This is a genomic window from Streptomyces sp. SJL17-4, from assembly GCF_036826855.1.
Taxonomy (GTDB): Bacteria; Actinomycetota; Actinomycetes; order Streptomycetales; family Streptomycetaceae; genus Streptomyces.
Window position 1 is genome coordinate 5722001 of record NZ_CP104578.1, and the last position, 12945, is coordinate 5734945.

The 12945-nt window shown below is 70.2% G+C and carries 10 protein-coding genes; 9 read left to right on the top strand and 1 reads right to left on the bottom strand.

Annotated elements, in window-relative coordinates; translation table 11 throughout:
* Window positions 1–55: 55 nt before the first annotated feature.
* The gene (locus N5875_RS25695) at window positions 56–1015 is read right to left on the bottom strand and encodes a hypothetical protein (RefSeq protein ID WP_338496355.1); all 960 of its coding nucleotides are present in this window, start codon (window positions 1013–1015) and stop codon (window positions 56–58) included.
* 138 nt (window positions 1016–1153) lie between these two features.
* Between N5875_RS25695 and N5875_RS25700 the strand changes: the two genes are divergently transcribed.
* The 9 genes from N5875_RS25700 to mrdA all read left to right on the top strand — a co-directional run bounded on the left by N5875_RS25700 (window position 1154) and on the right by mrdA (window position 12943).
* Window positions 1154–3775, top strand: coding sequence for a valine--tRNA ligase (locus N5875_RS25700; protein WP_318211196.1), 2622 nt, complete (start codon window positions 1154–1156; stop codon window positions 3773–3775).
* Between the two features lie 155 nt (window positions 3776–3930).
* The gene (locus N5875_RS25705) at window positions 3931–5082 is read left to right on the top strand and encodes an ATP-binding protein (RefSeq protein ID WP_318211195.1); all 1152 of its coding nucleotides are present in this window, start codon (window positions 3931–3933) and stop codon (window positions 5080–5082) included.
* 174 nt (window positions 5083–5256) lie between these two features.
* Window positions 5257–6792 (top strand): folylpolyglutamate synthase/dihydrofolate synthase family protein, encoded by a 1536-nt coding sequence (locus tag N5875_RS25710; protein ID WP_318211194.1) that lies wholly within the window; start codon window positions 5257–5259, stop codon window positions 6790–6792.
* A gap of 5 nt (window positions 6793–6797) precedes the next feature.
* Window positions 6798–7163, top strand: coding sequence for a DUF4233 domain-containing protein (locus N5875_RS25715; RefSeq protein WP_030317602.1), 366 nt, complete (start codon window positions 6798–6800; stop codon window positions 7161–7163).
* Between the two features lie 66 nt (window positions 7164–7229).
* On the top strand, window positions 7230–7643 hold the full coding sequence (gene ndk, locus N5875_RS25720) for a nucleoside-diphosphate kinase (protein WP_121830245.1): 414 nt from the start codon (window positions 7230–7232) through the stop codon (window positions 7641–7643).
* Window positions 7644–7945: 302 nt separating this feature from the next.
* Window positions 7946–8965 (top strand): rod shape-determining protein, encoded by a 1020-nt coding sequence (locus N5875_RS25725; protein WP_030317599.1) that lies wholly within the window; start codon window positions 7946–7948, stop codon window positions 8963–8965.
* A 90-nt stretch (window positions 8966–9055) separates the two neighbouring features.
* Window positions 9056–10069 (top strand): rod shape-determining protein MreC, encoded by a 1014-nt coding sequence (mreC, locus tag N5875_RS25730; protein ID WP_318211193.1) that lies wholly within the window; start codon window positions 9056–9058, stop codon window positions 10067–10069.
* On the top strand, window positions 10066–10734 hold the full coding sequence (gene mreD / locus N5875_RS25735; protein ID WP_318211192.1) for a rod shape-determining protein MreD: 669 nt from the start codon (window positions 10066–10068) through the stop codon (window positions 10732–10734). The genes mreC and mreD overlap by 4 nt, the downstream gene beginning before the upstream one ends.
* A 19-nt stretch (window positions 10735–10753) precedes the next feature.
* Window positions 10754–12943 carry a penicillin-binding protein 2 gene (gene mrdA / locus N5875_RS25740; protein ID WP_318211191.1) on the top strand — a complete coding sequence of 730 codons (2190 nt, stop codon included), beginning with the start codon at window positions 10754–10756 and terminating at the stop codon, window positions 12941–12943.
* The last annotated feature ends 2 nt before the right edge of the window (window positions 12944–12945 follow it).

A 12945-nucleotide genomic window follows, 5' to 3' on the forward strand; every position in this document is an offset into this window, starting at 1 on the left:
TGGAAGGGGCGCCCCGCCGACCGGCGGGGCGCCCCTTCTCCGTGTGCGCCGCGGATCAGAGCTTGACGCGGACTTCCTTGCGGAGCTTGGCGGTGATGGCGGCGGCGTCCTCGGGGGAGCCGGCCTTGCCCGAGACCAGCGCGGACGCGTCGGTCGGGACCACGAAGCCCACCGTGCTGTGGTCGGCCCACACGCACATCGTCACGGTGAAGGCGGGCATGCTGGTGGTGGCGTCCGCCTTGCCCTTGGCCTGCTGGCACTTGAGGACCGCGCCGTCGAGCTCGGCCGGTGTGTACTCCTGGGGGCTGCCTTCCAGCTGCGGCGAGCCCGGCTTGCCCGCCTCCTTGTCGGACTCGGCCTTGGCGCTGGCGAACACGTCGTCGACGAGCTGCTCCGGGTCGTCGATCTCGCCGTAGAGACCGTTGAAGGAGAGGAACTTGCCCCCGAGGGGGTTGGTCTTGTCCTCCACCTTGTAGCCGGCACGGACCTGCTGGGCGTTCTTGACGCCCTTCTGCGAAGCCTCCTTGAGGGAGTCGTCGCCACTCGACTTGTTGCTGCCGTCCTTCTTGTACTCGGTGAGCACCGTCTCCGGGGTGATCAGCTTGTGCGGGCCGTCGTTCGCGACCGAAGCGCCGGCACCGCCACCGAAGACGAAGTACGCGCCCACGCCGATCGCCGCCACCACCGCGACCGCGCCGATGATCCAGCCCGCCTTCGACTTCTTCGGGGCCGGGGGGTGGGGGACGTAGCCGCCGGGGCCCTGGGGGGCGCCGTACGGGGGCTGCTGGCCGTAAGGGTTGGGCTGCTGGCCCTGCTGCGGGTAGCCGTAGGGGGGCTGCTGCGGCGGGACGCCCTGCGGGGCCTGCTGGGGGTAGCCGTAACCGGGCTGCGGGGCCTGCTGCTGGCCGTACGGGCCCGGCTGCTGCGGCTGCTGCCCGTACGGTCCCGGCTGCTGGCCGTAGGGCCCGGGCTGCTGCGGCTGCTGACCGTACGGTCCCGGCTGGTTGTAGCTCATCGACAGGTTCCCCTCACAGGATGTTTATGCCTACCGAACATCCTGGCGGAACCGCCGGGGCGTCAGTGCGGCGGGGGCCACACCGTTACCGAACCAAAGCGTTTCAGGACAGCACGGGGACACCCCTAAACTGGCCCCGTGACCGAGAACACTCAGCAGCAGACAGCGCCCACCACCGAACTGCCGACCCAGTACGCGCCGGCCGAGGTAGAGGGGCCGCTGTACGAGCGCTGGGTAGACCGGGGTTACTTCGAGGCGGACGCGAAGAGCGAGAAGCCCGCGTACACGATCGTCATCCCGCCGCCGAACGTCACCGGGTCGCTCCACCTGGGCCACGCCTTCGAGCACACGCTGATCGACGCCCTCACCCGCCGCAAGCGCATGCAGGGCTTCGAGACGCTGTGGCAGCCCGGCATGGACCACGCCGGCATCGCCACCCAGAACGTCGTCGAGCGCGAGCTCGCCAAGGAGGGCAAGTCCCGCCACGACCTGGGCCGCGAGGCCTTCGTCGAGCGCGTCTGGGAGTGGAAGGCCGAGTCCGGCGGTCAGATCGCCGGCCAGATGCGCCGCCTCGGCGAGGGCCTGGCCTGGAGCCGTGACCGCTTCACCATGGACGAGGGCCTGTCCCGCGCCGTCCAGACCGTCTTCAAGAAGATGTTCGACGACGGCCTGATCTACCGCGCCGAGCGCATCATCAACTGGTGCCCGCGCTGTCTGACGGCCATCTCCGACATCGAGGTCGACTACCAGGACGACGACGGCGAGCTCGTCTCCATGAAGTACGGGGAGGGCGAGGACACCATCGTCGTCGCCACCACCCGCGCCGAGACGATGCTCGGTGACACCGCCGTCGCCGTCCACCCCGATGACGAGCGCTACGCCCACCTCATCGGCAAGCAGATCAAGCTGCCGCTGACCGACCGGACCATCCCGGTCGTCGCCGACACCCACGTCGACCCGGAGTTCGGCACGGGCGCCGTCAAGGTGACCCCGGCGCACGACCCGAACGACTTCGCGATCGGCCAGCGCCACGACCTCGAGTCCATCGAGGTCCTCGACGAGCGCGGCGTCATCACCGTCCACGGCCCCTTCCAGGGCCTGGACCGCTTCGAGGCCCGCTCCGCGATCGTCGCCGCCCTGCGGGCCGACGGCCGGATCGTCGCGGAGAAGCGTCCGTACTCCCACTCCGTCGGCCACTGCTCGCGCTGCAAGACGACGCTGGAGCCGCGTCTGTCCCTGCAGTGGTGGGTCAAGGTCGAGACGCTGGCCAAGGCCGCCGGCGACGCGGTCCGCGACGGTCAGGTGAACATCCACCCGGCCGACATGTCGCAGCGCTACTTCGACTGGGTCGACAACCTCAACGACTGGTGCATCTCGCGCCAGCTGTGGTGGGGCCACCGCATCCCGGTCTGGCACGGTCCCGACGGCGAGCTGGTCTGCGTCGGCCCCGACGAGGAGCCGCCGACGGGCGAGGGCTGGACGCAGGACACCGACGTCCTCGACACCTGGTTCTCGTCCGGCCTGTGGCCGTTCTCGACGATGGGCTGGCCCGAGAAGACGCCGGACCTGGAGAAGTTCTACCCGAACTCCGTCCTGGTCACCGGCTACGACCTGATGTTCTTCTGGGTCGCCCGGATGATGATGTTCGGTCTGTACGCGATGGACGGTCAGCCGCCGTTCCGCACGATCGCGTTCCACGGCATGGTCCGCGACGAGTTCGGCAAGAAGATGTCGAAGTCGTTCGGGAACACGGTCAACCCGCTGGACTGGATGGACAAGTACGGCTCCGACGCCCTGCGCTTCACCCTGGCCAAGGGCGCCAACCCGGGCGTCGACGTCCCGATCGGCGAGGACTGGGTCCAGGCGTCCCGGAACTTCGCCAACAAGATCTGGAACGCGACCCGCTTCGCCATGATGAACGGCGCCACCGTCGAGGGCCCGCTGCCGGACGTCGCCGACATGTCGGCGACCGACCGCTGGATCCTCTCGCGGCTGAACAAGGTCGTCTCCGAGGCGGACGCCTTCTACGACGACTACCAGTTCGCGAAGCTCGCCGACGCCCTCTACCACTTCGCGTGGGACGAGGTCTTCGACTGGTACGTCGAGCTGTCCAAGACGACCTTCTTCGACGGCGGCGAGCAGGCCAAGGTCTCGGCCCGGGTCCTCGGTGAGGTCCTCGACGTCACGCTGCGCCTGCTGCACCCGATCGTGCCCTTCGTCACCGACACCCTGTGGACCACCCTCACCGGCGGTGAGTCCCTCGTCGTCGCGGACTGGCCGAAGGACAGCGGCTTCCGCGACGAGGCCGCGGAGAAGGAGATCGAGCTGGTCCAGCAGGTCGTCACCGAGGTCCGCCGGTTCCGTTCCGACCAGGGCCTCCAGCCCGGTCAGAAGGTCCCGGCCCGCCTGGACGTGACCGGCACCGCGCTGGCCCCGCACGAGGCGGCCATCCGTCAGCTGCTGCGCCTCCAGCCGGAGGGCGAGGGCTTCTCCGCCACCGCCTCCCTGCCGGTCGCCGGTGCCACCGTCGCGCTCGACCTCTCGGGCACGATCGACGTGGCCGCCGAGCGCAAGCGCCTCGCGAAGGACCTCGCGGCCGCCGAGAAGGAGAAGGCCCAGGCGAACGGGAAGCTCGGCAACGAGGCCTTCCTCGCCAAGGCCCCGGACAACGTGGTCGACAAGATCCGTACCCGCCTCGCCAAGGCGGACGAGGACATCGCCCGTATCCAGACGCAGCTGGCGAACCTGCCGGAGGCGTAGCCCGTCAGGAAGGGGCCCGGAACCGACGCTCGGTTCCGGGCCCCTTTCGCGTCCTCGGTCAGCCAAACTCGAATACGGACGAAGTGCCCGATGTCACATCAGACGGGACTTCAGGTCCACGTCGTCGGGACGAAAGACCTTGGATGATGGAGGGCATGCTCCGCCTCCCCACCGTCCCCGCGCTGCGCCGTTGCGTGGACCGGTGGGCGGTCTCGCCCCGCGCCCTCGACGTCGTCGCCGCGCTCAGCGCCTTCGGCCTCATGTGCCTGGACGTGCCGGGGCTCGCCCGCGCCGACAACTCCCTGACCGGCGTCACCGCCACCCTGGTCCTCGCGGCCGGCGCCGCCACCCTGGTGCTCCGGCGCAGGCTGCCCTGGGTGCCGTACCTGGTGGCGCTCGGGCTGATGGGCTGGCTGCACGAGCTGACCATGATCCAGTTCGCGCTGTACTCGATCGGCCGCTACCGGGGCCGGCGTGCCGCCGTCGTCGCCACCCTGCTGTACGTCGGCGTGGCCGGCAGCCTCTTCCATACGCCCGGCTGGCCCGCCCGGCACGGCGACACCCTGAGCGACTTCCTGAGCATCGTCGTCCCCATCGGGGTCCTCGCGGCCGGCGTCGGCATCGCCGCGTACCGGCAGGACCTCGTCCGCGCCCTGGAGGTCCAGCGGCGCGAGGCCGTCGCCCGGCAGGCCGTCCAGGAGGAGCGGATCTCCGTCGGCCGGGACGTCCACGACCTGGTCGGCCGCGAGCTGACCGTCCTCGCGGTGCGCGCCGAGGTCCTCGCCGTACGGGCCAGGGGCGAGGCCCACCAGAAGGACTTCGAGGAGCTCGCGGACACCGCCCGGCGCGCCCACCTCATGCTCAACGAGACGATCGTCCGCCGCGCCGACCGCGGCGCGGCCACCCCCGGCCTCGAAGGGCTCGCCGCGCTCGCCGGGGAGAGCGAGCGGATGGGCAGCCCCGTCGAGCTGACGGTCGCCGAGGAGGCGAAGGCCCTCTCGCCGCTGCGGCAGGCGGCCGTCCACCGGGTCGTGCGGGAGTGTCTGACGAACGCCGCGAAGCATGCCCCCGGGCTGCCCGTGACGGTCGCGATCACGGTGGTGGGCCCCGATCTGCGCATCGAGGTCCGCAACCCGCTGCCGAAGAGCCCGCCGGACCCGGCGCCCGTCTCCACCGGCACCGGGCTCTTCTCGATGGAGGAGCGGGTCACCAGCATGGGCGGCACGCTGAAGGCGCGCCGGGAGGGCGACGGCTACGAGGTCACGGCGCTGCTGCCGACGGGCCTGGCGCGCCAGACCCCGGCCTGAGACTCGTTCAGCGCACCGTCTCCGCCTTCCCCAGCACCCGCTGCAGCCAGCAGCGCCCCGCCGCCGGTCAGCACGATGCCGCCTTGCGGACGAAGTGCCGGATGTCCATGATCGCCAAGTTTGCCCGGCGGCTGCGGCGGACGGGGGACCGGACGTCCCGAAAGGGGTGGGTCCATGGTCCTGTCGGTGCCCCTCCGTAGACTGGGCCCCGTGAGTGAGCCGAGCGACCCGAGTGACCAGTTCGACGACATCGTCGACGCCGAAACCACGCGTGATCCCGACCTGGCGGTGATCGAGGCCGGCAGCCGCACCCTGCGCACCCAGGGCGGCCGGCCCCAGGGCGACCCCGTGCCGAGCCGCCCGGAGGACCCGGAGCTCGACAAGGCGCTGCGCGAGGTCGAGACCGAGCTGTCCACCCGCTGGGGCGAGACCAAGCTGGAGCCCTCGGTCACCCGGATCGCGGCCCTGATGGACGTCCTGGGCGAGCCGCAGCGCGCGTACCCCTCGATCCACATCACCGGCACCAACGGCAAGACGTCGACGGCCCGCATGATCGAGGCCCTGCTCGGCGCCTTCGAGCTGCGCACCGGGCGGTACACGTCGCCGCACGTGCAGACCATCACCGAGCGCATCAGCCTGGACGGCGCCCCGATCTCCGCCGAGCGGTTCATCGAGACGTACCAGGACATCAAGCCGTACGTGGAGCTGGTCGACGCCCGCGAGGAGTACCGGCTCTCCTTCTTCGAGGTCCTCACCGGGATGGCGTACGCGGCCTTCGCCGACGCCCCGGTCGACGTGGCCGTCGTCGAGGTCGGCATGGGCGGCGCCTGGGACGCGACGAACGTCATCGACGGCTCCGTCGCCGTCGTCACCCCGATCGACCTGGACCACACGGACCGGCTCGGCGGCACGACCGCCGAGATCGCCGGCGAGAAGTCCGGGATCATCAAGCAGGGCGCGACCGTGATCCTGGCCCAGCAGCCGGTGGACGCGGCGCAGGTCCTGCTGAAGAAGGCCGTCGAGGCGGACGCCACCGTGGCCCGTGAGGGCATGGAGTTCGGCATCGTCGCCCGCGAGGTCGCGGTCGGCGGCCAGCTCCTCACCCTGCGCGGTCTGGGCGGCGAGTACGACAACATCTTCCTGCCGCTGCACGGCGCCTACCAGGCGCGCAACGCGGCGGTGGCGCTGGCGGCCGTCGAGGCCTTCTTCGGGATCGGCGCGGAGCACGCGCGGACCCTGGACCTCGACACGGTCCGGCAGGCCTTCGCCCAGGTGGCCTCGCCCGGCCGCCTGGAGATCGTCCGCTCGTCCCCGACGGTGATCCTGGACGCCGCGCACAACCCGCACGGCGCGCGGGCGACGGCGGAGGGCGTCAGTGAGGCCTTCGGCTTCTCCCGGCTCGTCGGCGTGGTCTCCACGAGCGGCGACAAGGACGCCAAGGGCCTCCTGGAGGCCTTCGAGCCGATCTTCGCGGAGGTCGTCATCACGGCGAACTCCAACCCCCGCGCCACGGACGTGGACGAGCTCGCCGCCCTCGCGGTCGAGGTCTTCGGCGAGGACCGGGTCGTCGTGGAGCCGCGGCTGCCCGACGCCCTGGAGGCGGCCATCACCCTCGCGGAGGAAGAGGCCGAGTACGGCGGCGCGGGTGTCCTCGTGACCGGTTCGATCTTCACGGTCGGCGACGCCCGGCTGCTGCTGCGAAGGGGCTGAACCTGATGCGTACGCTCTGTTCCTCGACGCTCATCGGCGAGTTCTTCGTGATCGGCTTCGCCGGTCTCGTCGCGATGAAGGACGACAGTCTCGCGATGTCCACCGTCTGGTGGGTGTGCGGTGTCGCGATGGTCATCTCGGTGCTGCTCTGTGGGATGGTCACCCGCCCCGGCGGCGTTCAGCTCGGCTGGGCCCTGCAGATCGGCCTGATCCTCAGCGGCTTCGTCGTGCCGACGATGTTCTTCCTCGGGGCGGTTTTCGCCGGTCTGTGGTGGGCCTCCGTTCACTATGGGCGACGGATCGACGACATCAAGGCACGATGGGCCGAGGCCCAGGCCGCGGGGGCCTCGGCAGGGCCTGACGCTGCGTAATCGAGGGGCGTGCGGGGCCTGTAGCCTCGGAGGTCCCGCACACCGCTTTTCCGAAGGAGTTCCCCCGTGAGCCAGCGCACGCTCGTCCTGCTCAAGCCCGACGCCGTCCGCCGTGGCCTGGTCGGCGAGATCATCGGCCGTATCGAGCGCAAGGCCGGCTGGACCCTGGCGGCCCTGGAGCTGCGCGAGCTGGACCAGGAGACCCTGGAGCAGCACTACGGCGAGCACAAGGGCAAGCCCTTCTACGAGCCGCTGATGGGCTTCATGTCCTCCGGCCCCGTCGTCGCGCTCGTCGTCGAGGGCGAGCGGGTCATCGAGGGCGTACGCCAGCTGGCCGGTCCGACCGACCCGATCGCCGCCGCGCCCGGTTCGATCCGCGGCGACTTCGGCACCATCGTCCGGGAGAACCTGATCCACGCCTCCGACTCGGAGGAGTCGGCCCTGCGCGAGCTGAAGATCTTCTTCCCCGGCCTCGTCTGACCGGACCGGACATCGCTGACTCGGCGTCAGCCGAACGCAGCAGCCTGTGGGGCGACCGAAGGAATTCGGTCGCCCCCAGGCATATGAACGCCGATCCCGGGAACGGATCGCCGCGTCCTACCGTCACCTGTTTACAGAGGTGGACCACCGCGCGGTATCCGGGCGGGCGGCACTACGATGGAAAACTCCACGCCGCACCACCTTCAGCCACCCACTTCAGCCACCGTTTCGCCTACCTGAGAAGCCGTCAACGCTCGCTGGGGAAGGCCTGAAGCATCCTCATGGGAAACAAGGGGAACTCAATGTCGTTCATCGGCCGTGACATGGCTATCGACCTCGGGACTGCCAACACGCTGGTGTACGTCAGGGGGCGTGGCATCGTCCTCAACGAACCGTCCGTCGTCGCCATCAACACCAACACCGGTGGCATCCTCGCGGTGGGAGCCGAGGCGAAGAAGATGATCGGCCGGACCCCCGGCAACATCGTCGCCGTCCGGCCCCTGAAGGACGGCGTGATCGCCGACTTCGAGATCACCGAGCGGATGCTCCGCTACTTCATCCTCAAGATCCACAAGCGCCGCTACCTGGCCCGCCCCCGGGTCGTCGTCTGCGTGCCCTCCGGCATCACCGGAGTGGAGCGCCGCGCCGTCATCGAGGCCTCGACGCAGGCCGGCGCCCGCCAGGTGCACATCATCGAGGAGCCCATGGCGGCGGCGATCGGCTCGGGCCTCCCCGTCCACGAGGCCACCGGCAACATGGTCGTGGACATCGGTGGCGGCACCACCGAGGTCGCCGTCATCTCCCTCGGCGGAATCGTCACGGCACAGTCGATCCGGGTCGCCGGCGACGAGCTGGACAACGCGATCATCCAGCACATCAAGAAGGAGTACTCGCTCCTCCTCGGTGAGCGCACCGCCGAGCAGATCAAGATCACCATCGGTTCCGCGTACGACCTCGACAAGGACGAGCACACCGAGATCCGCGGCCGTGACCTGGTCTCCGGTCTGCCCAAGACCGTGGTCATCTCGGCCGCCGAGGTCCGCAAGGCCATCGAGGAGCCGGTCAACGCCATCGTCGACGCGGTGAAGACCACCCTCGACAAGTGCCCGCCGGAACTCTCCGGTGACGTCATGGACCGCGGCATCGTTCTCACAGGTGGCGGCGCCCTGCTGCGCGGCCTCGACGAGCGCCTCCGCCGCGAGACCGGTATGCCGATCCACATCGCCGAGGACCCGCTGGACTCGGTGGCGCTCGGCTCCGGCAAGTGCGTGGAGGAGTTCGAGGCCCTCCAGCAGGTCCTGGACGCCCAGCCGCGCCGCTAGAACCGCGGTACTGCCGCTGGAACCGCGGTGGTAAAGCCGCAGTAGTACAGCCGAACAACCGAACCACGAGGAAAGGCACGGCCGCCGCACGTGAGGGACACACGAGAGAGCCGGCTGCTCCTGGTGCTGCTGATCGCCATCGCGTTCGCACTGATCACGGTGGACATCCGCGGCGGCCAGGAGTCACCCGTCGACGGTGCCCGGCAGGCCGCAGCGGCGGTCTTCGGGCCGGTCGAGAACGGTGTGGCGGCCGCCGTCGATCCCATCGGCAACGCCATAGGCGCGGTCCGGGACTCCGGCGAGCGGCACACCCGGATCGCCGCTCTGGAGAAGGAGAACGCCGAGCTCAAGGCGGAGCTCGGCAGCGACGACCGCAACCGCAACCGGCTGCGGGAGCTCGACTCCATCCTGAAGACCGCCGGCGCCGGGCAGTACGGCATCAAGGGCGCGCAGGTCATCGCCATAGGAGCGGCCCAGGGCTTCTCCTGGACGGTCACCATCGACATCGGCGCGCGCGACGGCGTCCAGCGGGACATGACCGTCCTCAACGGCGCCGGACTCGTCGGCCGCGTGACCACCGTCGGTCCGTCGACCTCCACGGTCCTCCTGGCCAACGACCCCGACTTCACCGTCGGCACCCGCATGGAGAAGTCGAACGAACTCGGCTTCGCCACCGGCCAGGGCGACCAGCCGCTGCTCGTGCAGCTCCTCAACGGCAAGGCCAAGGTGAAGGCCGGCGACCGGCTCGTCACCTTCGGCTCCGCCGGCGACAGGCCCTTCGTGCCCGGCGTCCCGGTCGGCGAGGTCGTCCGCATCGACCCCGCGGGCGGCGGCCTGACCCGCAACATCTACGTCCGCCCGTACGTCGGCTTCAGCAAGCTCGACATCGTCGGCGTCGTCGTCCAGGCCCCCCGTGCCGACCCGCGCGACATGGTCCTGCCGCAGAAGCCCAAGCCCGCGCCGACCGTCACGGTCACGGTGACGCCACCGCCACCGGACGGACAGCAGGCCGCCGACGGACAGCAGCAGAACCAACAGGGTCAGAACCAACAGGGGCAGAACCAGCAGGGTCAGGGCCAGGACCAGGGGGACGCGACACCGTGAAGTTCAACCGGATCCTCCTCTCCGCCACCCTGATCGTGGTGGCCCTGGTCGTGCAGGTCTCCGTCCTCGCCCGGCTCCAGCTCCCCGGTGCCGTCCCCGACCTGGTCCTGCTCACCGTCGTCGGCCTGGCCCTGGTGTACGGACCCGTCAGCGGCTCGCTCATCGGCTTCAGCGCCGGCCTCCTCGCCGACCTGGCCCCGCCCGCCGACCACGCCGCCGGACGCTACGCCCTGGTGCTCTGCGTCATCGGCTACCTCGTCGGCCTGGCCCGCCCGGAGAACGGCCGGCTGACCTCGGCGGCCGGCCCCATGGCCGTCGTCGTCGCGGCCGCCGTCGGCTCCACCCTGCTGTACGCGGGGGTGGGCGCCCTCGTCGGCGACACCGCCGCCCGCCATGTCGGCCTGGGGTCCCTGCTGTTCACCGCGGCCGTCTACGACCTGCTCCTCGCGCCCTTCACGGTGCCGCTCATCATGGCGCTGGCCCGCCGCGCGGAGAACGACCCGCTCGCCGACGCCGGCGGGGGCAACGGCACCGACGTCGCCTCCGGCTGGCTCTCCTCCGGCACCGGCCTGAGGATCGGGAACCAGCGCGGCGGCCTGCGGGTGAAGACCGCCCGGAGCCGCGCCTCACGGGCCGGACGCATCAAGGGAGTCAAGCGACTGTGACCGAGGGGGCACCGGCAGTATGAGCAACATCCCCGAGACAGGGCGGACCCCCCGGGTCCAGATCCGGCTCGTCGTCATCCAGATCCTCGTCTTCTCGCTGCTGCTGACCCTGGGGGGCCGGCTCTGGTACCTCCAGATCCGCAACGGCAAGGAGTACACGGACGAGGCGAAGAACAACCACGTCCAGCAGGTCGTGCAGCCCGCCGTGCGCGGCTCCGTCCTCGACGCCCGCGGCGTCCCGCTCGCCGACAACGAGACCCGGCTCGTGGTCTCCGCCTCCCGCACCGAGCTGATGAAGATGAAGGACCGCGGCAAAGCGGTCCTGACCCGGCTCGCCGACGTCCTCGAGATGAAGCCCGACGACGTCATCAACAAGATCCGGCTCTGCGACTCCAAGACCCCGAAGCCCTGCTGGAACGGTTCGCCCTACCAGCCGATCCCGGTCACGGACGAGGCCACCACCCAGCAGGCGCTGACCATCCGGGAGAGCTCCGAGGACTTCCCCGGCATCACCGCCGAGCCCACCGCCGTCCGCCGCTACGCCGCGCCCGGAAAGGCCCGTACCGCGCAGGTGCTCGGCTACCTCTCGCCCGTCACCGACGGGGAGATCGAGAAGGCCAAGGACACCGACTCGCCGTTCCTCCGCTCCGACCAGGTCGGCCGCTCCGGCATCGAGCGCACGTACGACAAGGAGCTGCGCGGCAAGGCCGGCGTGACCCGCTACGAGGTCGACAACCTCGGCCGCGTCATGGGCCAGACGAAGTCCGACCCCGGCGTCGCCGGCTCCACCCTCGTCACCAGCATCGACGCCCGGGTCCAGGCCGTCGCCGAGTACGAGCTCAACGCGGCGATGAAGGTCGTCCGGGGCGAGACCGACAAGATCACCGGCCGTAAGTACGAGGCCGACTCGGGCGCCGTCGTCGTCATGGAGACCAAGACCGGCCGCGTCGTCGCGATGGCCTCCCAGCCCGACTACGACCCCAACGCCTGGGTCGGCGGCATCTCCGCCAAGGACTACGCCGCGATGACCAGCAAGGGCTCCAACTACCCGCTGCTCAACCGGGCCATCCAGGGCCAGGCCCCCGCGGGCTCCATCTTCAAGGTGGTGTCGGCCAGCGCCGCCGTGCGCGCCGGCTACGACTTCAACGACAAGTACAACTGCAGCAGCTCCTACAGCCTGGGCAGCCGCAGCTTCGCCAACTTCGAGTCCCAGGGCCACGGCCCCATCACTCTCGGGGACGCCCTCAAGTTCTCCTGCAACACCGTCTTCTACGCCCTGGGCCACAAGGAGTGGCAGCGCGACGGCGGGATCAAGCCGAACAAGGACGCCCACAACTGGTTCTACACGACCGCCCGTGACTTCGGACTCGGTTCCGAGACCGGCGTCGACCTGCCGAACGAGGTCACCGGCCGCATCCCCGACCGCACGTGGAAGCAGAACTTCTGGGCGGCGAACAAGGACGCCTGGTGCAAGCAGGGCAAGAAGGGCGGCACCTACGTCGAGCAGATCGCCTACGAGAACTGCCTCGAAGGCAACCAGCTGAAGGCCTACGACAGCATCAACTTCGCCATCGGCCAGGGCGACGTCCTCGTCACCCCCATCCAGATGGCCACCGCCTACGCCGCCATCTCCAACGGCGGCACGCTCTACAACCCCACCGTCGGCAAGGCCGTGATCAGCCCCGACGGCAAGTCGATCCGGGAGATCAAGCCCACCGCCCACGGCAAACTGCCGGTCGGCGCCCAGACCATCCGCGACCTCGACAAGGGACTGCGCTCCGTCGTCGAGCCCGGCGGCACCGCCGCCTGGCGGTTCGGCGGCTGGCCCCAGGACAAGATCCCGATGCGGGCGAAGACCGGCACCGCCCAGGTCTACGGCAAGCAGACCACCTCGTGGCTCGCGACCTACACCGACGACTTCACCATCGTCATGACGATCTCCCAGGGCGGCACCGGCTCCGGCGCCTCCGGCCCCGCCGTGCGCAACATCTACGACGCCCTCTACGGCCTCGACGACGCGGGCAACCAGGACCTCAAGCGCGCCCTGCTGCCGAAGCCGCAGAAGGCCCTGCCGAAGATCAACGCCGACGGCACCATCGACGCCCCCGCGATCAAGCCGTACGACCCGAAGTCGCAGTTGGTCGCCCCCGACGAGAACGGCGGCGGAACACCGCCGCTCGCGGGCCCGCCTCCCCACATGAGGGACTGACA